Below are 23,357 nucleotides of genomic sequence, written 5' to 3'. Positions count from 1 at the left end.
CCCAAAAAGGGTGACACATTCACGCTTTTTGGAAAAATTGCGCATTCCGGCCGGAATCCGCCAGATGGCGCAGGCCTGTTGCGGCGGAAACGACAATGTCAAAGAGCTTCATGCTTATCGCAGATTCGCGGCTTGTAGGAAAGTTCTGCATGCGCCTGCGCGCCCCGGTCCACCGGGCTGCCGCGCCACAACCGGGGATGCCGGACAGGCGCTTGCTGGTGCCCGGCGTATTGCAGCGCTAGACCACCGGCCATGGATGATCTCTTCGCCGCGCCCCCTGCCACTGTGGCCGCCACCCTGGCGCGGGCCGATGTCCAATCGCTGATCGGCCCGGCCCCGCGCCACCTGATTGATTGCGATCTTGAAGCAGCGGACCTGTCCGGGCTCGATCTCGGCCGCTGGCGCTTTGAATGTTGCAACCTGCGCCGCAGCAGCCTGTCCGGCGCCCGGCTGGAAGGAACGATCTGGCAGGGCTGCCGCGCACCCTTTGCCGACTTTTCCGGCGCGGATCTGGCCGAGGCGGTGTTCACCGGGGGGGATTACAACAATTGCTCGATGCGCCGCGCGGCCCTTACCTCGGCCCGCCTGACCGGCTGCAAATTCACCGGAGCCGACTTTACCGAAGCCCGCGCCATGCACATCCAGTTTGAAGAAGTGCTGCTGATCAGCGCCAAACTGCCCGCATTCGATTTCCGCAAGGAAAGCCTGCGCCGCGTCGATTTCTCTGGCGCGGACCTGCGCAAAAGCGATTTCCGCATGACTCTGTTCGAACAGTGCAGCCTGCGCGATGCCATGGTCGCGGGCTCTCGCTTCGAGGGTGCGGACCTGCGCGGCGTGGATCTTGGCGGCCTGCGCCTGATCGACGCCGGCCTGTTCCGCGGCGCCACAATCTCTCGCGAACAGGCCGGGCAATTGCTCGGCGAACTTGGGCTCAACGTGCGCTAAGTAGCCTGGTGACCGCTCGCGGTGCCCCCCGATCCGGACTTCCCCTTATCCCGCCGCGATGCCGGGCTTAACCCTGTCTTGTTAGGACTGGAGGCGAAAGCATTGCACCTGTCGGCTGTCGATGGGGGCCTTCGTGGGGAAACAGATCCATGACCAACAAGCCGCGCAGCACGATCAAACGCCGCCTGACCATCAGCCTTTGTGCGCTGGCCGCCGTGGGTGCGATGCAGTGCCTGGTCGGAATCTATCTGCAGTATTCGCTGAGCTGGAACGCCCGCGAACAACGCCAGATCGCCGAGGCGCAGGTTGCGCAGATGGAAAGCGACATGATGCACGATGCGGTGCGCGGTGACATGCTGGAACTGGTCGCCGCGCGTGGCACGGGTGATACGGCGCGGGCGGCGGTGCTGGAAAAGGATCTGGCCGGACATCTGGACCGGCTCGACAAGACACTGGCCGAAGCCAACGATCTGGCCCACGGTGAGGCGATCGCCGGGCCGGTCAAGGCGGTTCAGGATGGCGCAGCCGCCTATCGCCGCGCCGCCGATCAGGGCGCAGCCGCACTGCGCGGCGGTGAAACTGCCGAGCGCGCCATGGCCGGGTTCAATTCCGCCTTTGACGAATTCGAAGGGGTGCAGGAAAATCTGACCAAGGCATTGCAAGGTGAACTGCAGAGCAAGGTTGACGCGGCCGATGCCAGCCTGGGATTTGCCACGTTCCTGCAATTGTTCAGTGCGCTGGTCGAAGCGGTTTCGGTTTGCGCCGTGCTGATTTTCATCAACCGTTCGGTGGTCAAACCGATCGCTTCGACCGCGGCCTCGCTGCGCCGGATGGCTCAGGGTGACCTGAACGAACGCTTCGACAATGTGGGGCAGAGCGCCGAAATTGCCGAAATGATCGATGCCGCGGCAGTGTTTCAGGACAATGGCCGGGCCAAACAGGCAGCCGAGCTGGAACAGCAGGCCGCCGTTTCCCAGCTGAACGCCGCGCTCGCCCGGCTGGCAGTGCAGGATCTGGAATGGCGGATCAGCGATCCCCTGCCCGGCGGCTATGAAGAGCTGCGCCGCAACTATAACCGCGCGGTCGAAGCGCTGTCCGAAGCGATGAGCCAGGTTCGGATCGGTGCGGAAACCGTGACCCACGGCATTTCCGATATCCGCGAAGCCTCTGACGATCTTGCCCAGCGCAACGAAGTGCAGGCTGCCGCAGTTGACGCCGCCCACCGCGAAGCCGAAGCGGGCGGGCAAGTGGTGCGCCGCGCCACCCAGGCCATGGCCGAAATCGAACAGTCGACCGGCGAAATCACCAAGATCATCGATCTGATCGATGCGATCGCGTTTCAGACCAGCCTGCTGGCGCTTAACGCCGGGGTTGAAGCAGCGCGTGCCGGGGATGCAGGCAAGGGCTTTGCCGTGGTCGCCACCGAAGTCCGCGCGCTGGCCCAGCGCACCGCCGATGCGGCGGCCAGCGTCAAGGGCCTGATCAACACCAGCACCGGCCATGTTGCAGGCGGGGTGGCGCTGGTAGCCGAAACTGGCAAGCTGTTTGGCGAGCTGGCGGGCAAGATCGGCGCGATGTCGGGCATGATCCAGCAGAACGCAGCCATGGCCGAAGAAACCACCGCTGCCACTTCCAGTCTGGCCAGTGAAAGCGGCCAGCTGATCAGCCTGGTTTCACGCTTTCAGGTCTCTGCCGCACCGGCCAACCACCCGATCCCCAGCCCCGCGCTGGCCCGCAAGGCCGAAGCCGCGCGCGGCAAAGTGGCCGTCCCCACCGTGCAGGGCAACCTGGCCCTCGCGCCTGACTTCGATGACTTTACGGAGTTTTGAGGGCTCATACCAATCCGTACCCGTCACACCGTTGCAACATCATGTGCGCACAGGTTGGACATGCAGACCGAAACCACCGCATTCGACTGGATCCGCTGGTACGCCGCGATCCCTGGCATTCCCGCTGACTGGGGCCAGCACTCCAAAGTGCTGGCGCTGCGGCCAGACCGCCCCAGCGCCCGGCCGGATGAGGCCGAGCCGCTGCCCAAGGCCGCTTAGCTCGCGGTGATCCGCAGCGGCAGGGTTTTGAGCCCGCCGACAAATGTGCTCTTCGCGCGGCGCGGTTCACCGGCCAGTTCAACGCTGTCCAGCCGGTCAAGCAGGGCTTCGAACAGCAGCCGCATCTCCAGCCGTGCCAGATGCAGCCCCAGACACTGGTGCGCCCCGGCTCCAAACGCCAGGTGGCGGGTCTGGTCACGGGTCACATCGAACTTGCGTGGGTTGTCGAACTGCGCCGGATCGTGGTTGGCGGCGACATAGTTGATCATCAGCCAGTCGCCCTTGGCCACTTTCACGCCTGAAATCTCGGTATCCTCGGCCGCCATGCGCATGAAGTGCTGGACCGGGGTGGTCCAGCGGATTGCCTCCTCGACGATATTGGGCAGCAGGCTGCGGTCGGCCTTGACCTTGGCGAACTGTTCCGGATCACGCGCCAGCGCCAGCATCGCCCCGGCGGTGGAAGCGCTGGTGGTATCGTGCCCGGCGCTGGCTGTGATGATGTAGTAACCCGCCAGGTCCCGCCGGCTGAGCGGCTGCCCATCGATCGTGGCATTGGCCAGGATTGTCGCGACATCGCCGGTTGGCTCGGCGCGGCGGCGGGCAGCCAGGCTTTCGAAATAGGCTTCGAAATCGGCGACAGCCCCGACCACGATCTGGGTGATCTGTTCCGGGGTAAGGTTGGCCATGCCGGACTTGTTGAGCTCTTCATCCTGCCCGCCGAACATCTGCTGGGTCAGAAACAGCATCCGCCCCTCATCCTCCTCGGGCACGCCCAGGATCTGCATCACGACATGCAGCGGATAGGGCGCGGCGACTTCCTTGACGAAGTCCACTTCGCCCCCGGCCGCGATCAGGCGGTCAACAGTTTTGACGGCAAGTTCGCGGATGCTCGCTTCGATATTGCGCAGGTTCTTGGGCATGAACCAATCCTGCGTCAGGCGGCGCAATTTGGGGTGTTTGGGCGCATCGATCTGCACCAGCGATTGGACCAGATTGGGACTTTCCTCGCCCTGCTGCGCCGTGAACTGGCGGGCGAAGGCTTCACCGGCCCGGTCGGTAAAGACTGTCGGGCGCGGTGCGTTGAGGAACAGCGCATTCTCCTTGGAAATGCGCATCGCATCGTCATAGCGCGTGATCAGCCAGAACGGTTCGTGGCTGTCCTCGGGCGAGACGATCCGCAGCACCGGGCTTTCGGCGCGGATCCGGTCGAACAGGTCGAGCAGCGGATCCCAGCCCGCATAGCTGTTCGGATCGATCACGGCCCGCGCCACATCGGGCGCGGCAACGGGTACGGTCATCTGCTTTTCTCCCGGGAGGAGGCGTCAGGCGGTGGCCTGCGCCTTTTCATAGGCTTCCTTGTACTCATCGCGCAGCAGCCGCTTATAGAGCTTGCCGGTCAGTTCGCGCGGCAGCTGCTCGCGAAAATCAATCTGGCGCGGCATTTTCACGCGGCTGAGCTGCGGGGCGAGCCAGGTGCTGAGTTCCTCGGCCAGCGCGGGTCCGGCTTCGGCCATGTTCGCGGGCTGGACCACCGCGACGACTTTTTCCCCCATGTCCGGATCGGGCGCGCCAATCACCGCTACGTCTGCCACTTTGGGGTGGGTGATCAGCAGGTTCTCGATCTCTTGCGGGTAGATGTTGACCCCCCCGGCGATGATCATGAAGCTCTTGCGGTCGGTCAGGAAGACATAGCCTTCCTCATCCTGGATCCCCACATCACCCAGGCTGGTCCAGCCGTGCTTGTTGCGGCTTTCGGCGGTCTTGACCGGATCGTTGTGGTATTCAAACGGCTTGGCGGCAGTGTCGGTCGGCTCGAAAAAGATCTGCCCTTCGGTGCCGCGCGGCACTTCATCGCCATTTTCATCGCAGACCCGCACGATCCCGGTCAGCGCGCGGCCGACCGAGCCGGGGCGCTGGAGCCATTCGGGGCTGGAGATGAAGGTAAAGCCGTTGCCCTCGGTCCCGGCGTAGTATTCGAACAGGACCGGGCCCCACCAGTCGATCATCGCGTGCTTGACCGGCACCGGGCACGGCGCGGCGGCGTGGATCGCGCATTTGAGGGTGGAAACGTCGTACTTCTTGCGCACGTCCTCGGGCAGCTTGAGCATGCGCACGAAATGCGTCGGCACCCACTGGCTGTCGGTGACTTTGTATTTTTCGACCATCGCCAGCGCATCTTCGGGGTCGAAGCGTTCCATCACCACCACGGTCCCGCCGATCTTGTGAACCGTCATCGACCAGCGCAGCGGCGCGGCGTGATAGAGCGGCGCAGGCGAGAGATAGACCCCGCTCTCCTGAATTCCGAAGGCCATCCGGGCAAGATCGACCAGCGAATTGCTTTGCGCGATTGCGGGATCATCCGGCAGTGCGATCTTGACACCTTTGGGCCGCCCCGTGGTGCCTGAGGAATAGAGCATGTCGACCCCGGCGCGCTCATCCGCAATCGGCGTGGCCGGCTGCGCGGCAAGCGCGGCCTCGGCCGATCCGGCCCCCTCGGTGCCAAACCGCAACTGCGGCAGGCCTGGCACCAGCTTGGCCACTTCATCCATCACCGGGGCGAGGTAAGACGAAGTGAATAGCAGCTTGGCGCCGCTATCCTCAAGGATATAGGCCACTTCGGGCGCGGTCAGGCGGCTGGAAATGCAGACATAATGCACCCCCGCCCGCTGCGCGCCCCAGGTCAGGCCGAAATACCACGGGTGGTTTTCCAGACATACCGCCACGGTATCGCCAATCTGGATCCCCTGGCTGCGGATCAGCTGCGCCACCTGATTGGAACGGGCATCCAGCGTGCCATAGGTTATCACCTCACCACTGCTGCCCATGATGATCGCGGGCTTGTCGGGATTGGTTTGCGCATGGATTGAAGGATGCATGGTGAATCACTCTCCGGTTGCGGCATTTCGCCGCTTTGGGAGAAGTTTAACCGTTCGATTAAATGATGCAATGGGGAAGGTGGGCAAGCCGACGTTTCAAGCCGTCAATCCCTCTCCATTTTCGCGTAGCGCAAATGGGGAGGTGGCATTTGCGCAGCAAATGACGGAGGGGCCGTTACCCTTGCGCCATTACCCCTCCGTCTCGCCTGCGGCGATCCACCTCCCCATTTGTGGCATTCGCCAAAAATGGAGAGGGACTTGTTTGGCCCACAACAGAAAAGGGCGACGGCATCGCCGTCGCCCTTTTCCCAGCATCCTCTCCGAAGCTGAAACCCCGCTCCGGGGCTTCCGCCCGGATGCGCGGAAGAACTTGTGTTACTTCGAACCGCCGATGTCGATCGCCACGTCAGCCGCCGAACCGCCCTGCATGTAGGGGATCGGGCTGACGGCGGTGCCGGCAATGCGGACTTCATAGTGCAGGTGCGGGCCAGTCGAACGACCGGTCGAGCCGACATAGCCGATCACGTCACCCTTGCGGACGTTCTGTCCGGCCGCAACGTTGAGGCGCGACATGTGGCCATAACGGGTTTCGATGTTGCCGCCGTGTTCAAGGCTGACATAGAGGCCATAGCTGCTGAACCAGTCAGCCTTGCTGACCACGCCATCGGCCGTGGCGCGAACCGGAGTGCCGGTCGGCTGGGCCAGATCAACACCCTTGTGCGCGCGGCGGCCGCCGAGCACCGGGTGCCAGCGCTGACCAAAGCCGCTGGTCAGCGCAGCGCCGCCCACCGGATTGATCGAAGGAATCGCGACCCGGGTGGGCACGGCAAAAGTGGAACCGGCCGGAGCCATCGGCGTGGTGACCAGGCCGGGGTTGGCAGCCTTGCTTGCGGTCATCACCGGGGTCACCATCGCGCCGTTGCGGGCATCGAGCGACTTCCAGCCCGCAAACAGGCGGCGGAATTCTTCATCGTTGTTCGGGACAACTTTGGCGGCGCGGGCTTCACGCAGCGGCGCAGTGATGTCCGCGTTGGCGGCAGCACTGTTGGCCATGGCAAGGTTGGGAAAGGCCAGGCTGGCGGCAGCTGCGGCAAGCGCGGCGACCGAACGGAACTTGGCAAAAAGCGCGATAGCGACCACAAAAACACCTTGTCTCAACGTAGCGACCGGATCGGACTACTACGTGCGAACCCTAACATTTGAGATGGTCGGACCCCCCGCCGTCTCGTTGGATCGGGGTGTGCCGGGCTCAATCCGATTGCGCAACCCCGGTATAGAATTCGCGCGGTAAACCGGCTTCGAGCCGCGCCGAGTCGTTGAACGGTGGCTTAACGGCACCTCTGAAATGGCGCGTAACCAGCCTTTTCCATAGGATTTCCGCAGATTCGCTGCGCTGCGCAGCAACTGCGATGAAATGCGTTGAGCCGAATCGAACGTGGCGAATTTCATCGTCAAGGATTCGTTTCAGAATGCGCGCGCCGCGCTCATCCCCGCTTGCCTCGACCCGCGCCAGCGTGGCCGGGGTGACATCCAGCGCCCGCGCTTCGAGCACCATTGGCACCACCGCCAGTCGCGCCGCCACATCGTGGCGCGTCTCATGCGCGGCATCCCACAGCCCGCCATGCGCGGGCAGTGCGCCGTAATGGCTGCCCATATTGCGCAAATGCCGCGCGATCAGCGCGTAATGCATCGCTTCATCCGCTGCGACCCGCAGGAAATCGGTGACGAATTGCGGCCCCATCTCTGCCCCGAACCGCCCGGCCATATCCAGCGCCAGATCGATCGCCACGAATTCGATATGCGCCAGGGCATGCCACAGCGCGATCCGGCCCCGGTCCGATCCGGCCTTGCGGCGTTTGGGCATCAGTTTGGGCGGGAGCAGTTCGGGCGCAGCGGGGCGGCCCGGTTCATCCGGCATGGCACAGTCAAAGGCAAAGTCCAGCCGCCCCAGACCCCAATCGCGCGCCACGGCCCGCGCGGCAAAAGCCTTGGCGGCCGGGTCCGAAAGCAGCAGTGCGGCACGGATTGCCGCAGCAACGCAAGTCACAACGCCCGCGCCGCCTCCAGCACTTCGGCAGCGTGGCCCTTGACCTTTACCTTGCTCCACACCCGCGCAATCGTGCCATCGGCGGCGACCAGCAACGTGGTGCGGACCATGCCCAGATAAGTGCGGCCATAGTTCTGCTTTTCGGTCCAGATTCCCAATTCGTCCGAAAGCCCGCCAGCTTCGGCATCGGTCGCCAGCGGAGCCCTGAGGCCATGCTTGGCCGCGAACTTCTGGTGCCGTGCCGGGCTGTCCTTGCTGATCCCGAGCAGGGCGGTTCCGGCTTTCGCGAAATCATCCGCCAGCGCCGAAAAATCGATGTTTTCAGTGGTGCAACCAGGGGTATCGTCCTTGGGATAGAAGAACAGCACCAGCTTCTTTCCGGCGAAATCGGAAGGCTTGACCGCGCTGCCATCGGGCGCGGTCAGGGCGATGTCGGGCAATTTTTCACCCACATTGGCACTCTTGCTCATCAGTCCAGCTCCAGGGTCTCTTCAAAATTGGCCGCCCAGGCCCGCGCAACGGCGGCGCGCGATTCGCCAAGCGCGGCAAGCAGGTGCTCCCAATCGCGGCATTGGCAGGCCTTGGCAAGCACCGCGCGCGCGGCGGGCGGGGGCAGTTCGGCATCGGGAGCCAGCAGCCGTGCGGCGATCAGAAACCGGCCCAGCGTGGCATGGGCTGTCAGCATTTCGTCAGACATCAAGCCTGCCGCGCCCAGCTCTGCCAGCGCTGCCGGGATGGCCGGAACCAGCGCCACATGCGTCCCTAATTGCAGGTAATGGGTCAGAAATTCGACATCGACCAGCCCACCACGTGCCAGTTTGACATCAAGCGGGCCTTTCGCCGGCTTGTGCTCAGCCATGGTCGCGCGCATCCCCAGCACGTCCGTGCGCAGCTTCACCGGGTCGCGCGGCAGCAACAGAACTTCGCGCACGATCCGTTCCAATTCGGCCCGGGCCGGAGCAGAGCCAAACAGCACACGGCTGCGGGCCAGCGCCATATGTTCCCAGGTCCAGGCCGCTTCGCGCTGATAGCGGTCGAAACTGTCAAGACTGACCGCGATCGGGCCTTGCGCGCCAGACGGACGCAGCCGGGTATCAACTTCATACAACGCGCCTTCCGCAGTGGGGACGGAAAGCGCGGCAATCACCCGCTGGGCCAGCCGGTTGAAATAGAGCGTTGCGCCCAGCGGCCGTGCTCCATCGCTTTCCGCCGCGTGATCACCGGTGAACAGGAAGACCAGATCGAGGTCCGAGGCGTGGGTCAGAGCCCCGCCGCCCAGGCGGCCATAGCCCATCACCACCAGTTCCCCGCCCGGCACTTTGCCATGAATCCGTTCGAATTCGGCAATCGCGGCGCGGGCCAGCACATCCAGCGCGGCTTCGGCCACGCGGCTGAGCCCCTGGCCGACCGCCATCGGATCGCCCACCCCTTCTATCAGCTGCACACCCAGGGCAAAGCGCCGTTCCCCAACCTTGCGGCGAACATGATCGAGCAATTGCTGGTAATCCGCAGCGTCCTCTCCGGCGGCAAATTCGGCCGACAGGTCCACCACGCTGCCGGGCAGGTCAAACGCGGTGGCATCGATCAGCGGATCAAGCAGGTCTGCCCGCCGCGCCAGCGCATCGGCCAGCGGCGGGGCCAGGCTGAGGATCCGGGCGAGCAGTTCCAGCAAGGCGGGACGCGCTTCCAGCAGGCGGAACAGATTGACTGCGCTGGGCAGGTTGGCCAGCAATTGCTCCCACCGCCCCACCGCACGGTCCTGTTCTGGTGCCTTGGCCAGTGCGGTCAGCAGGGGCAGCTGGATCGCATCATAGGCGGCGCGTGCCGCCTCGCTGCGCAGCGCGCGCAATTTGCCGTCACGCCAGCCGGTGATCCGCTGGCTCAGTTCGGCGGGGTCGGCAAAGCCCAGCCGCGCCAGCTCGGCCTCCAGGGCTTCACCCCCGCGCGGGGCCACGGCGACCAGCGTGTCCCCTTCCCCGGCATGCTGTGCGATCAGCCGGTCATAGCGCTGCCCGACCGCCTCGGTGATCGCATCCAGTTCTGCCACCAGCGCCGCCCCATCGGGCAAACCATCGAGCCGGGCGACATTGTCCAGCGCAGCCGGATCATCGGGCAGCGAATGGGTTTGCTGGTCAGCCACCATCTGCAGCCGGTGCTCAATCACCCGCAGCCGGTCATAACTGTCCCCCAGCAGCCGCGCATCGGCGGGATCGATCAGCCCGCAACCAGCCAGCGCATCAAGACTGGCCCGGGTGCCGCGCAGCCGGATCGCGGGATAGCGCCCGCCGTGGATCAGCTGATGGGTCTGGGCGAAGAATTCGACCTCGCGGATGCCGCCGCGTCCTTGCTTGAGGTTAAAGCCGGGGCCGGGCCGGGTGGGGCCGCTGTGGTTGGCGCGGATCCGCTGGGTCAGCCGCCCGATTTCGGCAATCGCCCCGAAATCGAGGCTCTTGCGCCAGACGAACGGCCGAATCCAGCTGAGGAACTGTTCCCCCGCAGCGACATCCCCCGCACAGGCGCGGGCGCGGATGAAGGCGGCGCGCTCCCACGCCAGCGCCGAACTTTCGTAATGGCTGAGTGCTGCTTCCACCGGAATTGCCAAAGGGCTGACCTCGCTGGCGGGGCGCAGGCGCAGATCGACGCGAAAGACATAACCATCTTCGGTCTGGTGGCTCATCAGTTCCATCAGCGTGCGCGCGACGCGCTGCGCTGCCTCGCCAGGCTCATCACGCTCGCGCCGAGGCAGGCGGGCGGGATCATAGAGCAGGATCGGATCGATGTCGGAGCTGTAGTTCAGTTCCTGCGCCCCGTGCTTGCCCAGTGCCAGCGCGATGAAGCCCTGATTGGGCGCATCGGGCACGCGGCGATGGATCGCCTCGGCAATCGCGGTGTTCAGCGCACGGTCGGCAAAGGCGGACAGTTCGCCGGTGACTTGCAGCAAGGGGAACGCCCCCGCCAGATCACCCACTGCCAGCGCGACCGCCAGAGCCAGCTTTTCCCGCCGGAGCGCACTGGCCACATCCGGCGCATCGGCGCCGGCTGCCTTGGCCCAGGCCAGCGCGGCTTCGCCCTGCCCGGCGGCCAGCAAAGCCTCAAGCGCGGGCAGCTTGGCCAGCCCGTGGGCAAGGAACGGCGCATGCGCGCGGGCGCGTTCGACAGCTTCGGTCCAGTTCACATCCATCACGTCCTGCCTGCCTGTCCCCCGTCGGCCAATCAAGTCATTCGTCGAGCCATGCCCTTGATCGCCCTGCCCTGCTCTGCCAAGCCGGGGCAATGATGAAGATCAATGAGGTATCCGCCGTGTCCTATCGCCTGTCCGTGATCGCACTTGCCCTTGCCCTGTCCGCCCCGGTGGCGGCCAAGCCCTTGCCTGTGCCCAATGTCACCCCCGTGCCGATCGAGCAGCGGGGGCTGGAAGACATGGTCCGCACCCTGTCGTCCGACGCCTACGAAGGCCGCGCGCCCAGCACAGCGGGTGAGGACAAGACCGTGGCCTACCTGATCGAACGCTTCAAGGCCGCCGGACTGCAGCCGGGCAACAACGGCAGCTGGACGCAGGAGGTTCCCACCGTTGAGATCACCGCCCAGAACCAGGCCGGGCTGGCGGTAACCGGCGGCAAGCAGACCATGCTGTTCGCCCCGGGCAAGGATTTCGTCGCCGGATCGTACCGTGTTGCGCCCCAAACCGCAGTCAGCGATGCGGAGCTGGTGTTCGTGGGGTTTGGCATCAACGCCCCGGAACTGGGCTGGAACGACTATGCCGGGATCGACATGAAGGGCAAGATCGCGGTGATTCTGGTCAACGATCCGGACTATGAAACCGCCACGGAACAGGGCCTCTTCAAGGGCCGCCGGATGACCTATTACGGGCGCTGGACCTACAAGTTCGAGGAAGCCGCGCGCCAGGGCGCCGCCGGGGCGCTGGTCGTGCACGATACCTTCCCTGCCGCCTATGGCTGGAACGTGGTTGAATCGAGCTGGACCGGGGCACAGTACTTTGTCCAGAAACCGAACGACGCGATGGACCAGACCCAGTTCAACGGCTGGATCCAGGGCGATGCGGCGCAGCAGATCTTCAGCGCGGCGGGTCAGAACCTGACCGCGCTGGTCGCCGCCGCCAAGCAGAAGGGCTTCAAGCCGGTGCCGCTCGGGCTGAAGGCCAGCACCCGGTTCGACAACCAGATCCGCAAGGCGATGTCGCACAACGTCATCGGCATCCTGCCCGGCAAAAAGCGCGCAGATGAATATGTGCTCTATACCGCGCACTGGGATCACCTTGGCCGGTGCAAGGCCGATGCCCATGGTGACGACATCTGCAACGGCGCGGTCGATAACGCCACCGGCACCGCGCTGCTGGCCGGGATCGCCCAGGCCAACGTCAAGGCCGGGGCGGCTGATCGCAGCCAGGTGTTCCTGGCGGTGACGCTGGAGGAATCGGGCCTGCTGGGCAGCGAATACTATGCCCAGAACCCGGTCTATCCGCTGGCCAGGACGGTCGGCGGGGTCAACATGGATGCGATCGCGCCGGGCAGCCCGGCCAAGGACGTTCAGGTTACCGGCGGCGACAAGAACGAGCTGACCCGCTATCTCAAGGCCACGATGGCCGCGATGAAGCTGTATGAAAGCCCCGAGGACCATGTCGAGCGCGGGCACTATTACCGCAGCGACCACTTCAGCCTGGCCAAGCGCGGCGTACCGATGTTTGCCGTTGGCCGCGGCGGGGACTGGGTGCCGGGTGGCAAGGCGGCATCGGATGCAGTGGCGGGCAAATACGTCAAGGAAGACTACCACCAGCCGAGCGATCAGTTCGACGGCAAGTGGGACTGGTCGGGCATCCTGCAGGAAGGCGAACTCTATTACCGGCTGGGCCGCCAGCTGGCCATGACCAGCGACTGGCCCAACTGGCACCCCACCGACGAATTCCGGGCGGTGCGCGACAAGAGCCGCAGCGGAAAGTAGAGCCATGACCGGAGCGACTTTGCGGATGCCTGCCGAATGGCATCCGCAGCAATGGCTGTGGGTGGGCTTTCCGCACGATCCGGTCGAATGGCCGGGTTTCCTTGGCCGCGCGCAAGAGCAGATCGCGGAATTTGCCAGCGCGGTGGCGGATAGCGGCCAGCCGGTGCGGCTGATCGTGCGCAATGAGGTCAACGCGGCGCGGGCGCGGGCGCTCTGCTCTGCGGCAGTCACGTTGGAAGTGCGGCGCTATGGCGATGTCTGGCTGCGCGATACCGGACCGCTGGTGGTGCAGGATGGCACCGGCCAGGTGGCGCGGCGGTTCGGCTTCAACGGCTGGGGCGGCAAGTACCTGATGGACGGGGATCAGGAGATCGGGGCGCAGCTGGCAGCAAGCGCCGGCTTGCCAGTTGAGGCTTGCGACTGGATTTTGGAGGGCGGCGCGCTCGACAGTGACGGCACCGGGCTGGTCGCGACGACCGAGCAATGCCTGCTCAATCCCAACCGCAATCCCGGCCTGTCACGCACAGACCTTGAAGACCGGCTGGCGCGCGACCTGGGGTTTGACCGGGTGCTGTGGCTGGGGGATGGCCTGATCAACGATCATACCGATGGCCACGTTGACAACCTGGCCCGGTTCGTCGCCCCGAACGTGCTGGCCCTGCCCCGCGCAACCGGGGCGGATGATCCCAATGCCGCGATCTATGCCGATGCCAGGGCGCGGGCCGAAGCGTTCGGTGTGGCGGTGCGCGAGGTGCCTTCGCCCGGGCGGGTCGAGACGGACGGGCGGATCGAACCGGCCAGCTACATGAACTTCTGCATCTCCTCGAAACTGGTGGTGGTGCCAACCTATGGCACCCGGCACGATGCGGACGGCGTGGCGGCGATCGCCGAACTGTTCCCCGACCGCGAGGTGGTGGGAATTCTCGCCGATGCCGTGCTGGCGGGGGGTGGCAGCTTCCACTGCGCCAGCCAGCAGATGCCGGTGCTGTAACCGGAGCATCCCTTCCTCCGTTCGTGTCGAGCGAAGTCGAGACACCTCGCGCGGCGTGTCTCGACTTCGCTCGACACGAACGGTGCTTGGGTGGTCAATTGGAGGTCGAGGACGCCATCCCGTGCCCACCCTGCGCTTGACTCCCTCCCTCCCTCGATATAGTTTCATTTGCAACTTTCATGCATTGGAGCACGCGCCGCCATGGCCGACCTGTTCGACAACCCCCTTGGCCTCGACGGCTTTGAATTCATCGAATTCTGCGCACCCGAAAAGGGTGTGCTGGAACCGGTCTTCGCGGCGATGGGATTTACGCTGATCGCGCAGCACCGTTCGAAAGACGTGCAACTGTGGCGGCAAGGCGCGATCAACCTGATTGCCAATTACGAGCCGCGCAGCCCGGCAGCGTGGTTCGGCGCAGAACATGGCGCTTCGGCTTGCGGCATGGGCTGGCGGGTCAAGGATGCGGCCAAGGCGTACAAGCTGGCGCTGGAACGCGGGGCGGAGCCGGTGGAAAGCCGCACCGGGGTGATGGAACTGCGCCTGCCTGCGATCCGCGGGATCGGCGGGTCGATCATCTACCTGATCGACCGCTATGACGGGCAGGAAGCGGGCGATCTTTCGATCTACGACATCGACTTCGTCTATCTGCCCGGCGTCGATCGCCACCCCAAGGGCGCGGGATTCCACACGATCGATCACTTGACCCACAACGTCTATGGCGGACGCATGGCGCATTGGGCGGCGTTCTATGAACGGATCGCCGGTTTCCGCGAGATCCGCTATTTCGACATCAAGGGCGAATATACCGGCCTCACCAGCAAGGCGATGACCGCGCCCGATGGCAAGATCCGCATTCCGCTGAACGAGGAAGGCCGCAGCGGCGGCGGCCAGATCGAGGAATTCCTGCGCGCCTACAATGGCGAGGGGATTCAGCACATCGCCTTTTCCTGTGATGATCTGCTGGGCTGCTGGGACAAGCTGAAAACGCTGGGCACCCCTTTCATGACGCCGCCACCTGCCACCTATTACGAAATGCTGGCCGAGCGGCTGCCCGGCCACGGCGAGCCGGTGGAAGAACTGCAACAGCGCGGCATCCTGCTCGATGGCTCGACCACGGCGGGCGATCCCCGGCTGCTGCTGCAGATTTTTTCCGAAACGATGGTCGGCCCGGTGTTCTTCGAATTCATCCAGCGCAAGAAGGATGAAGGTTTTGGCGAAGGCAACTTCACTGCCCTGTTCGAAAGCATGGAGCGTGACCAGCTGCGGCGCGGAGCGCTGCAGGTGGAAGGAGCAGGCGAATGACCGTCCCCGTCCTCCAGCGCATCCACCACGTCGCCTATCGCTGCCGCGACGCGAAAGAGACGGTGGAATGGTACGCCCGCGTGCTGGGCATGACCTATACCACCGCCTTTGCCGAGGACACCGTGCCATCCACCGGCGAAGACGATCCCTACATGCACGTGTTCCTCGACTGCGGCGGGGGTAACGTGCTTGCCTTTTTCGAATTGCCGCAGCAGCCGGAAATGGGCCGAGATCCGGGCACCCCGGCCTGGGTCCAGCACCTCGCCTTCGAAGTGGCGGACGAAGCCGCACTGCTTGCCGCCAAGGCGCATATCGAGGCGCAGGGGATCGACGTGCTGGGGCCGACCTGGCACGGCATTTTCCGCTCGATCTATTTCTTCGATCCCAATGGTCACCGGTTGGAACTGGCCTGCAACATCGGCACGCCGGACCAATATGCGCAGCTGCGCGAACTGGCCCCGGCGATGCTGGAGGAATGGAGCCAGACCAAGCGCGCTCCGCGTCACGCCGCCTGGCTGCACGAAGATCCGGCCGAGCGGGGTGACCGCTGAGGGCAGATCACCTGCCAGTCATATTGGATCGACGAACGGCACCAAATTGCCCTTTCCAACCGGACATAACCGGCTAAGGGCATCGCCGTGCGTTCGCTTTTCATCATCGGGGGCCTGACCGGGCTGACGCTCGCCATGACGCCACATGCCGCGCTGGCCCAACGCGCAAGCGAGAATGCGACCACGCAGTCGAGCGATGCTTTCGGCCGCTCGGTCGGCAGCGAGAAGACCGGGCTCTACAACAGCGAAGACGTGCGCGGGTTCAACCCGGTCGACGCTGGGAATGTCCGGCTGGAAGGGCTGTACTTCGATCAGGTGGACCGCATTTCATCACGCCTGGTCGATGGCAACACAATCCGCGTTGGCCCCGCCACGCTGCGTTATCCCTTCCCCGCGCCCACCGGCCTGGTCGACTATTCGCTGACCCAGCCACACGGCAAGCCGATCTATTCGCTCAACCTGGAACAGGGCTCGTCCAATGCCCGCGGCATGGGCGGGTCGTTTGAATTCAAGCAGCCGTTTGATGGTGAGCGGCTGGGCCTGTCGGGCGGGTTCGGCTGGCGCAACGCGCAGCGGTTTGAAGGTGGCCAATCGCGTTACCGCACGGTCGGGGCAACGCTCGCCTGGCGGCCTTCCCCGGACACGCAGGTGCTGCTGTTTGGAGGCGATTTCATCTATCGCAGTGACGAGGCCGTGCCCGTCTATTTCCCGGCTGGCACAGCCCTGCCGCCCAAGCTGAAGCGTGGCGAAAACCATGCGCAGGACTGGACATCACGCAGCCAGGATCTGTGGACCGCCGGAGCCGTGATCAAGGCGCCGCTGGGCGGACTGCGGGCGGAAGCTGGCCTGTTTTACAGCCTGCGTGACCAGCACAGCGTCTTTGCCGACATCATGGCCGGGGTGCAGCACGACGGTACGGTGGCCAGCCACCGGATCGTGGCCGATGCCGACAGCCGCGATGGATCGCTTTCGGGCGAAATGCGGCTGGTAAAGCGCTGGACCAGCGGCAGCATCAGCCAGCAGCTGACGGCATCGCTGCGCGGCCGCGCGCGCGACCGGCGGTTTGGCGGGGCGCAGACCGTGTTGCTGGGACCCAGCACCGTGCTGGCTCCCGATCCCCGTCCCGAACCGGTGATCACGATCGGCCCGAAGAACCAGGACCGTGTGCGCCAGTTGACCTATGGCCTGGCCTGGTCGTTGGTATCGGCGCACGGGTTCAGCTTCGACGCCGGGGTTTCGACCAGCAACTATCGCAAGGCAATCGACTTTGCCAATCCGGCGCTGGCCGATCCGATCACGCGCGATCACCCGCTGCTGTTCAATCTGGGCGGGTCGTGGAACCCGGCGCACAGCCTGATGATCTATGCCGGGGTCAGTCACGGTCAGGAAGAAGCCTTGATCGCCCCCGACATCGCGACCAATCGCGCCGAAGCCCCGGCCGCGATCCACACGCGGCAGATTGAAGCCGGGATCAAGTATTCCGTTACCCCGCGCCTGACGCTGATCGCGGGGCTGTTCAAGATCACCAAGCCTTACTTCAACCTCGATCCGGCGCTGCGCTATCGCAAGCTGGGGAAACTGCGCAACCAGGGCATCGAACTGTCGCTGACGGGGCAGCTGGCGCCCGGGCTGACGCTGGTTGGCGGGACCATGCTGCTCGATCCGCGCATTTCCGGAGAGGCGGTTGAGGCAAAACTGATCGGCGTGCGTCCGGTCGGCCAGATCCGCCGTCGCAGCGCAGCCAACCTGGATTGGCGGCTCGATCACGGGAAAAGCCCGCTAAGCTTTGATCTGGCGCTGGAAAGCTTGTCCGGCCGGGTCGGCAATTCGGCCAACACGCTCTACGCCCCGGCGCGTGCCACGGTAAACCTGGGCGCACGCTATCGCTTCAAGGCGGCCGGAGCAGACTGGTTGCTGCGTCCGGTGCTGCTCAACGCGTTCAACAATTACGGCTGGCAGGTCAGCACCAGCGGCGGCTTCACCTATACCACCCCGCGCACCCTGACCTTGCAACTGGCGGCGGATTTTTAGAGTCAGGACCTCTCCACCCGCAACGTGGCCACAGCCGCGAGAACCAGTGTGCCCGCCGCAAAAGCCATGGTCCAGATCGGCTCGCCGGGGAACCAAGCCTGCATGATCGATCCCATCACCGTCGCGACCAGCAATTGCGGCACCACCACGAAGACATTGAACAGGCCCATGTAGATTCCCAGCTTGGCCTGCGGCAGGCTGCTGGCAAGGATTGCGTACGGCATGGCCAGGATCGAAGCCCAGGCAATCCCGACCAGCACTTCGCTCAGCAACAAGTGCTGCGGATCGCGCAGGACAAAGAAGCTGGCATAGCCCAGTGCCCCTGCCAGCAGGCACAGCGCATGGGTTCGGACTTGCCCGATCCGGCGCGATAACCACGGCAGCAAAGTCAGCGCCGCAACGGCAGCAACCCCGTTATAGACCGAGAACAGCACTCCCACCCAGTTGGCGCCCTGTTGATAGGCGGCGCTGGCCGGATCGCCCGATCCGAAAAAGCTCTGTGCCACCACCGGGGTGGTGTTGATCCACATGATGAACAGCGCGGACCAGCTGAAGAACTGCACCACCGCGAGCCGCCGCATGATCGGAGGCATGCCTGAAAAATCACCGACAATGCTGGCCAGCATCGATTGCGCCCGGCCCGCGCGCGCCAGCAGGATCGCGGCCATGGTGGCAAGGCCATAACCGGCCAGCAAGCCGCCGAGCAGGTAAACCTCTTGCTTCAGCGCCCAGTGCCGCGTTGCCCCGGCAACCAGCGCGCCGGCCACCAGCCAGGGCAGCGCAGTAAGCAGGCTGCGTGCGGCAAGGTCCGGCCCCGGCACTGCGGCTTCCTCTGCCTCGCCAAAGGCGCGGAGCTGATCGGGCGAGTATTCCTGCGTGGTCAGCACGGTCCACAGCACTGCCCCCAGCAGCGCCGCACCGCCCGCCCAGAACGAATAGCGCACCGTATCGGGGATCGCCCCCAGCGGCGCTTCGTTCGACACGCCGAAGTGATCGAGCAGGTAGGGGAACAGCGATCCCGCCACTGCCCCCGCCCCGATGAAGGCAGTCTGCACGCCATATCCGGCAGTGTGCTGATCCTTGCGCAGCATATCGCCCACAAAGGCGCGGAACGGTTCCATCGCCACATTGAGGCTGGCATCGAGCAGCCACAGCAGCATGGCCGCCGACAGCAGCATGGTGCTTTGCGGCATCAGGACCAGCGACAAGGCTGCCAGCAGCGCCCCGGCCAGAAAGAACGGCCGCCGCCGCCCCAGCCGGCCCAGCCAGGTCTTGTCGCTCAGATGGCCGATCACCGGCTGGACCAGCAGCCCGGTCAGCGGCGCGGCGATCCACAGCGCGGGCAAGTCATCGATGCTCGACCCCAGCGACTGGAACACCCGGCTCATATTGGCGTTCTGCAAGGCAAAGCCGATCTGGATACCGAAGAACCCGAAGCTGATGTTGCACAGCCCGGCCCAATTCTGGCGCGGTTTTTCCATGGCCTTGTCCTCTCCCCGTATCTGCCGGGGTTCGCATGCCGCCGCGCGCCGGGCAACACGCATACGAATACGCAAATCGGACCTAGTCCCCCGAACTGCGCCGCACGACCAGCCGCGCAGGCAAGGTGCGCGGCGGCGGTTCGCGTTCCTCGATTTCGGCAACCAGGGTTTCAACCAGCAATTCGCCTGCGCCCCGCAGGTCCTGCATCAGGGTGGTCAGCGGCGGATTGGTCATGCTGGCGGCGGGCAGATCGTCAAAGCCGACCACGGCCACGTCTTGCGGCACAGACAGACCCGCTTCGGCCAGTTCGCGCATCGCGCCGATCGCGATCAGATCGCTGGCGGCAAAAACCGCGTCAAAACCGGTTCCCGCATCGATCAGCGCGCGCACCGCGGCGCGGCCCGAATCCTCAAGGCTCAGCGCGTCAGCCTGCAAGGCCGGATCCACTGCAATCCCGGCAGCGGCCAGCGCCGCGCAAAGCCCGCGATAGCGGTCGGCGAATTCGGGATAGTGTTCGTCCGCCTGGCCCAGAAAGGCGATCCGCCGCCGTCCCCGCGCCAGCAGGTGCTCGCCCGCCTGCCGCCCGGCGCCCAGATTGTCCGAACCCACCGTGACCCCGATGTTGTCTTCCTGCACCGACCCCCACCGCACGAACTGGGTGCCATGCTCGACCAGTTCGGTCAGGCGGCTTTCGTAGAGCGTGTAGTCCCCATAGCCGAGCAGGATCAGCCCATCGGCCCGGTGACTGTCCTGGTATCTGACGTGCCAATCATCTTCCATCTTCTGGAACGAAATCAGCAAGTCCAGCCCGCGATTGGCGCATTGCCGGGTGATCGACCCCAGCATGGCGAGGAAAAACGGGTTGATCTTCGAATCGTCCGTGGTCTGTTCTTCAAAGAACAGCAGCGCGATCGTGTTGGACCGCTGCGAGCGCAGCGATGAGGCGTTCTTGTCGACCGAATAGTTGAGCTCACGCGCGATCGCTTCGATCCGCTGACGGGTGGCAAGACTGACCGATTTGGACCCGCGCAACGCGCGGCTGACCGTGGGTTGGGACACCCCGGCGCGATAGGCGATGTCAAAACTGGTCGGCTTGTTCGACCGTTTGCGCCCCATGTTTCCTCCCCTTCCGCACCATGCCAAGCTGGTTCCGGAACCATGTCAGACTAGGCCCGGCAATACCGCAGGGCAAGCCGGAGCCATTGGTAAGCACTGCTTACAAATAACGTGACATTCGGGACACAGCAGGACTGAGCGCATAATATGCGTATACGTATGCCTTCTTCCAGCAAGGCGAATTGCAGTCCTATTGCGCCGACCCAATGTGGGGAGGGTCCGAAATTCTCCCGCAGTCATGGGTCGTACCACCTGGCCCGTCAGTATCCGGTGGTTCACAGGGAGAGTTCAATCGTGAACGCTAATCGCTCGCTCAATCGCGGCCTCGGGGTTTCAGCCCTGGCCATTGCTATTTCCGCATTTGCCCTGCCCGCCGCAGCGCAGGCACAAGATTCCGCCCCGACTGGAGACGCCACTGTCGCTGATGATGGTGCGATCGTTGTTACCGGGTTCCGCGCCTCGCTGCAGAACGCGGTCAACACCAAGAAAAAGGCCGACACGATCGTCGAATCGGTTTCGGCCGAAGACATCGGCAAGCTGCCCGACGCTTCGATCGGCGAATCGATCGCCCGTCTGCCCGGCCTCACCTCGCAGCGCCTGTTCGGCCGCGCCAATTCGGTTGCAATCCGCGGCCTGGGCCCGGACCTGTCCTCGACCACGATGAACGGCCGCCCACAGACCTCGACCGGTGAACAGCGCAACGTTGAATTCGATCAGTATCCGTCGGAAGTGGTTCGCCGGGTTGACGTGTACAAGGCGCCGATGGCCTCGCTGGTCTATCAGGGCCTGGTCGGCACGGTTGACATCAAGACCCTGCGCCCGCTGGAACTGAAGGAACGTATCCTCTCGGTCGGCGCGCGCGGCACCTATGCCGATCTGGGCAAGGTCAACGCCGAAAGCACGCAGTACGGCTACCGCGTTACCGGCACTTATGCCGACAAGTTCGCCAACGACACGATCGGCGTGGCGCTGTCTGCCGCCTATACCGACGATCCGTACCAGAGCCAGGAATTCGAAGCCTGGGGCTATGCCGATAGCGGCACCAACAAGGTGATCGGCGGAATGAAGCCATTCGGCGTTTCGAGCCGGGTCAAGCGCACTGCCGTGCAAGGCACGCTGCAGTGGGAAATGAGCCCCACCTTCACTCTCACCGCCGATGGCTTCTACAGCCATTTCCGCGACAAGCAGATCAAGCGCGGGATCGAATTCCCGCTGGCCTGGTCGGGCGCGACGCTGACTCCGGCAGGCACCACTGGCAACCTGATCACCAGCGGCACCTTCACCGGCGTAGGCGCGGTGGTGAACAACCATGGTTATGAGCGCAACGCCGATATTTTCAGCGGCGGCCTGAATGGAAAGTACCAGGGCGATGATGGCTGGTCGGCCGAATTTGACTTTGGCTATTCCAAGACCAAGCGCAACGAACTGAGCCTGGAATCAAACGCCGGTACGCTGAACGTACCGGGCAAGGTGCTGGATACGCTGAAGTTCGTTACCGACACGAACGGCACCCACTTCACCAGCCACGCGCTTGACTATTCCAACGTCAACCAGATCGTTTTGACCGACCCGCTTGGCTGGGGCGGCGGCGCGCCGAGCGGCCATCAGGAAGGCTATTTCAACGATCGCCGGATCAATGACGAGATCTTCAGCTTCCAGGCCAATGTTGCCAAGGAACTGGAAGGCGGGTTCATTTCGAACCTTCGCGCCGGTGTGAACTACACCGCCCGCGACAAGACCAAGACCCCGGTTGAAGCCTATCTTAACCTGGCTGGCGGCGCGAGATCGCTGGTCCTGCCGACCCAGTACCGCCTGGCCCCCACCGATTTCAGCTATATCGGTTCGGGCCCGATGCTGAGCTATGATCCGTTCAAGCTGCTGGCCGACGGCGTCTATGTCGCGCTGCCCAACACCAGCAAGGACATCCCGGCCAAGGCCTATGCCGTGTCGGAAAAGATCATGTCGGCCTATATCCAGGCTGACGTGAAGAGCCAGCTGGGCGCGGGCGAACTGACCGGCAACTTCGGCGTGCTGGTCCAGAACGCTGACCAGAAGTCGACCGGGATTCTCAACCTGGCGACCTTCCCGGCCAGCCAGGCACTGACCACCCGCGGTGCGAACTATTGGGACGTGCTGCCCAGCATGAACCTGTCGCTGCGCCTGCCCAGCGATTTCGTGGTCCGCCTGGCCGGTGCCCGCGAAATCCAGCGCCCGCGCATGGATGATCTGAAGGTGTCGAAGGAGTACGGCTACTCCACCGCCAGCGGCCTGATCAGCGGCACCGGCGGCAACCCCTTGCTGCAGCCGTACAAGGCCTGGGCGGCGGATCTGAACTTTGAAAAGTACTTTGGCAGCAAGGGCTATCTGGGCTTGCAGATGTTCTACAAGCACTTTGACAGCTACATCTACCGGGCACCGACCAAGTTCGATTACACCGGCTTGCCGATCACCATCCCGACCGGGTTCCCCTATAACCCGATCGGCACGATCACCCAGCCGATCAACGTCAAGGGCGGCGAGCTGTACGGGGTGGAACTGGCCGGCACGCTGCCGTTCGAAGTGATCACCCCGGCGCTGGAAGGCTTCGGCATCACCGGCGGTGCAGGTTACACCAAGACCAGCATCAACCCGACTGCAGGCGGCAAGGCCGAAGACATGCCCGACTATTCGAAGTGGGTCGCCAACGCCACGCTGTTCTTCGAAAAGGCTGGCTTCAACGCCCGTGCTTCGATGCGCTATCGTTCATCGTTCGTTGGCCAGTTCGTTGGCTTCGGCGGTGAAATCGAACGCCGCCGCGCGCTGGGCGAAACCATTGTCGATGCGCAGATCGGCTATGATTTCCAGGAAGGCAGCAAGCTGGCCGGGCTCTCGCTCTACATCCAGGGCCAGAACCTGACCAACGAACCCTTCATCGCGATCGACAACGAATCGGAGATGCAGGTCCACAACTATCAAAACTATGGCCGCCGTTTCATGGCGGGCTTCACCTACAAGTTCTGATAGACATGT

Annotated in this window: 17 protein-coding genes; 9 read left to right on the top strand and 8 right to left on the bottom strand. The window is 64.2% G+C overall.

Features of this window, described 5'->3' with window-relative positions; genetic code table 11:
- The first annotated feature begins 252 nt into the window (after positions 1–252).
- The 3 genes from MNBBLIKP_RS15460 to MNBBLIKP_RS18120 all read left to right on the top strand — a co-directional run bounded on the left by MNBBLIKP_RS15460 (position 253) and on the right by MNBBLIKP_RS18120 (position 2,993).
- The gene (locus MNBBLIKP_RS15460; RefSeq protein ID WP_088311164.1) at positions 253–945 is read left to right on the top strand and encodes a pentapeptide repeat-containing protein; all 693 of its coding nucleotides are present in this window, start codon (positions 253–255) and stop codon (positions 943–945) included.
- Positions 946–1,094: 149 nt separating this feature from the next.
- On the top strand, positions 1,095–2,774 hold the full coding sequence (locus MNBBLIKP_RS15455; RefSeq protein ID WP_088311163.1) for a methyl-accepting chemotaxis protein: 1,680 nt from the start codon (positions 1,095–1,097) through the stop codon (positions 2,772–2,774).
- Between the two features lie 60 nt (positions 2,775–2,834).
- Positions 2,835–2,993, top strand: coding sequence for a hypothetical protein (locus MNBBLIKP_RS18120; protein ID WP_176399798.1), 159 nt, complete (start codon positions 2,835–2,837; stop codon positions 2,991–2,993).
- Here the strand turns inward: MNBBLIKP_RS18120 and MNBBLIKP_RS15450 are convergent.
- From MNBBLIKP_RS15450 to MNBBLIKP_RS15425, 6 genes are all read right to left on the bottom strand, one after another.
- A complete protein-coding gene (locus MNBBLIKP_RS15450) occupies positions 2,990–4,291 on the bottom strand; it encodes a cytochrome P450 (protein ID WP_088311162.1) in 1,302 nt (433 codons plus the stop codon). The genes MNBBLIKP_RS18120 and MNBBLIKP_RS15450 overlap by 4 nt on opposite strands.
- A gap of 24 nt (positions 4,292–4,315) precedes the next feature.
- Positions 4,316–5,869 carry an acyl-CoA synthetase gene (locus MNBBLIKP_RS15445; RefSeq protein WP_088311161.1) on the bottom strand — a complete coding sequence of 518 codons (1,554 nt, stop codon included), beginning with the start codon at positions 5,867–5,869 and terminating at the stop codon, positions 4,316–4,318.
- A 375-nt stretch (positions 5,870–6,244) separates the two neighbouring features.
- Entirely contained in the window at positions 6,245–7,009 is a 765-nt protein-coding gene (locus MNBBLIKP_RS15440; protein WP_254913079.1) for a M23 family metallopeptidase, read from the bottom strand.
- Positions 7,010–7,118: 109 nt separating this feature from the next.
- Positions 7,119–7,916, bottom strand: coding sequence for a ferritin-like domain-containing protein (locus MNBBLIKP_RS15435; RefSeq protein WP_088311160.1), 798 nt, complete (start codon positions 7,914–7,916; stop codon positions 7,119–7,121).
- Entirely contained in the window at positions 7,913–8,386 is a 474-nt protein-coding gene (locus tag MNBBLIKP_RS15430; RefSeq protein ID WP_088311159.1) for a peroxiredoxin, read from the bottom strand. The genes MNBBLIKP_RS15435 and MNBBLIKP_RS15430 overlap by 4 nt, the downstream gene beginning before the upstream one ends.
- Positions 8,386–11,097 (bottom strand): bifunctional [glutamine synthetase] adenylyltransferase/[glutamine synthetase]-adenylyl-L-tyrosine phosphorylase, encoded by a 2,712-nt coding sequence (locus tag MNBBLIKP_RS15425; RefSeq protein WP_088311158.1) that lies wholly within the window; start codon positions 11,095–11,097, stop codon positions 8,386–8,388. The genes MNBBLIKP_RS15430 and MNBBLIKP_RS15425 overlap by 1 nt, the downstream gene beginning before the upstream one ends.
- Positions 11,098–11,189: 92 nt before the next feature.
- Here MNBBLIKP_RS15425 and MNBBLIKP_RS15420 point away from each other — a divergent pair, with 92 nt between their 5' ends.
- The 5 genes from MNBBLIKP_RS15420 to MNBBLIKP_RS15400 all read left to right on the top strand — a co-directional run bounded on the left by MNBBLIKP_RS15420 (position 11,190) and on the right by MNBBLIKP_RS15400 (position 17,750).
- Positions 11,190–12,875, top strand: a complete 1,686-nt coding sequence (locus tag MNBBLIKP_RS15420) for a M28 family metallopeptidase (protein WP_088311157.1) — start codon at positions 11,190–11,192, stop codon at positions 12,873–12,875.
- A gap of 4 nt (positions 12,876–12,879) precedes the next feature.
- Positions 12,880–13,866: an agmatine deiminase family protein gene (locus MNBBLIKP_RS15415; RefSeq protein WP_088311156.1), complete on the top strand. Its 987-nt coding sequence runs from the start codon at positions 12,880–12,882 to the stop codon at positions 13,864–13,866.
- Positions 13,867–14,067: 201 nt separating this feature from the next.
- Entirely contained in the window at positions 14,068–15,168 is a 1,101-nt protein-coding gene (gene hppD / locus MNBBLIKP_RS15410; RefSeq protein WP_088311155.1) for a 4-hydroxyphenylpyruvate dioxygenase, read from the top strand.
- Positions 15,165–15,719 (top strand): VOC family protein, encoded by a 555-nt coding sequence (locus tag MNBBLIKP_RS15405; protein ID WP_088311154.1) that lies wholly within the window; start codon positions 15,165–15,167, stop codon positions 15,717–15,719. Before hppD ends, MNBBLIKP_RS15405 begins: the two co-directional genes overlap by 4 nt.
- Positions 15,720–15,806: 87 nt before the next feature.
- Positions 15,807–17,750 (top strand): TonB-dependent receptor domain-containing protein, encoded by a 1,944-nt coding sequence (locus tag MNBBLIKP_RS15400; protein WP_088311153.1) that lies wholly within the window; start codon positions 15,807–15,809, stop codon positions 17,748–17,750.
- A 2-nt stretch (positions 17,751–17,752) separates the two neighbouring features.
- Here the strand turns inward: MNBBLIKP_RS15400 and MNBBLIKP_RS15395 are convergent, their stop codons facing one another.
- Both MNBBLIKP_RS15395 and MNBBLIKP_RS15390 read right to left on the bottom strand, forming a co-directional pair.
- Complete coding sequence (locus MNBBLIKP_RS15395; RefSeq protein ID WP_088311152.1) at positions 17,753–19,231, bottom strand: MFS transporter; 1,479 nt, start codon at positions 19,229–19,231, stop codon at positions 17,753–17,755.
- 82 nt (positions 19,232–19,313) lie between these two features.
- A complete protein-coding gene (locus MNBBLIKP_RS15390) occupies positions 19,314–20,348 on the bottom strand; it encodes a LacI family DNA-binding transcriptional regulator (protein ID WP_088311151.1) in 1,035 nt (344 codons plus the stop codon).
- Positions 20,349–20,642: 294 nt separating this feature from the next.
- Here MNBBLIKP_RS15390 and MNBBLIKP_RS15385 point away from each other — a divergent pair, with 294 nt between their 5' ends.
- Entirely contained in the window at positions 20,643–23,348 is a 2,706-nt protein-coding gene (locus tag MNBBLIKP_RS15385) for a TonB-dependent receptor (protein WP_254913078.1), read from the top strand.
- Positions 23,349–23,357 lie beyond the last annotated feature (9 nt).

The sequence above is a fragment of the Novosphingobium sp. B 225 genome, assembly GCF_002198665.1.
Classification (GTDB): Bacteria; Pseudomonadota; Alphaproteobacteria; order Sphingomonadales; family Sphingomonadaceae; genus Novosphingobium.
This window is presented reverse-complemented; position numbering and strand designations above follow the sequence as displayed.

Excerpts from the sequence above, each read along its gene's own strand:
- MNBBLIKP_RS15460 (WP_088311164.1), top strand. The coding sequence starts at position 253 with ATGGATGATCTCTTCGCCGCGCCCCCTGCCACTGTGGCCGCCACCCTG.
- MNBBLIKP_RS15455 (WP_088311163.1), top strand. The coding sequence starts at position 1,095 with ATGACCAACAAGCCGCGCAGCACGATCAAACGCCGCCTGACCATCAGC.
- MNBBLIKP_RS18120 (WP_176399798.1), top strand. The coding sequence starts at position 2,835 with ATGCAGACCGAAACCACCGCATTCGACTGGATCCGCTGGTACGCCGCG.
- MNBBLIKP_RS15450 (WP_088311162.1), bottom strand. The coding sequence starts at position 4,291 with ATGACCGTACCCGTTGCCGCGCCCGATGTGGCGCGGGCCGTGATCGAT.
- MNBBLIKP_RS15445 (WP_088311161.1), bottom strand. The coding sequence starts at position 5,869 with ATGCATCCTTCAATCCATGCGCAAACCAATCCCGACAAGCCCGCGATC.
- MNBBLIKP_RS15430 (WP_088311159.1), bottom strand. The coding sequence starts at position 8,386 with ATGAGCAAGAGTGCCAATGTGGGTGAAAAATTGCCCGACATCGCCCTG.
- MNBBLIKP_RS15425 (WP_088311158.1), bottom strand. The coding sequence starts at position 11,097 with ATGGATGTGAACTGGACCGAAGCTGTCGAACGCGCCCGCGCGCATGCG.
- MNBBLIKP_RS15420 (WP_088311157.1), top strand. The coding sequence starts at position 11,190 with ATGATGAAGATCAATGAGGTATCCGCCGTGTCCTATCGCCTGTCCGTG.
- MNBBLIKP_RS15415 (WP_088311156.1), top strand. The coding sequence starts at position 12,880 with ATGACCGGAGCGACTTTGCGGATGCCTGCCGAATGGCATCCGCAGCAA.
- hppD (WP_088311155.1), top strand. The coding sequence starts at position 14,068 with ATGGCCGACCTGTTCGACAACCCCCTTGGCCTCGACGGCTTTGAATTC.
- MNBBLIKP_RS15405 (WP_088311154.1), top strand. The coding sequence starts at position 15,165 with ATGACCGTCCCCGTCCTCCAGCGCATCCACCACGTCGCCTATCGCTGC.
- MNBBLIKP_RS15395 (WP_088311152.1), bottom strand. The coding sequence starts at position 19,231 with ATGGAAAAACCGCGCCAGAATTGGGCCGGGCTGTGCAACATCAGCTTC.
- MNBBLIKP_RS15390 (WP_088311151.1), bottom strand. The coding sequence starts at position 20,348 with ATGGGGCGCAAACGGTCGAACAAGCCGACCAGTTTTGACATCGCCTAT.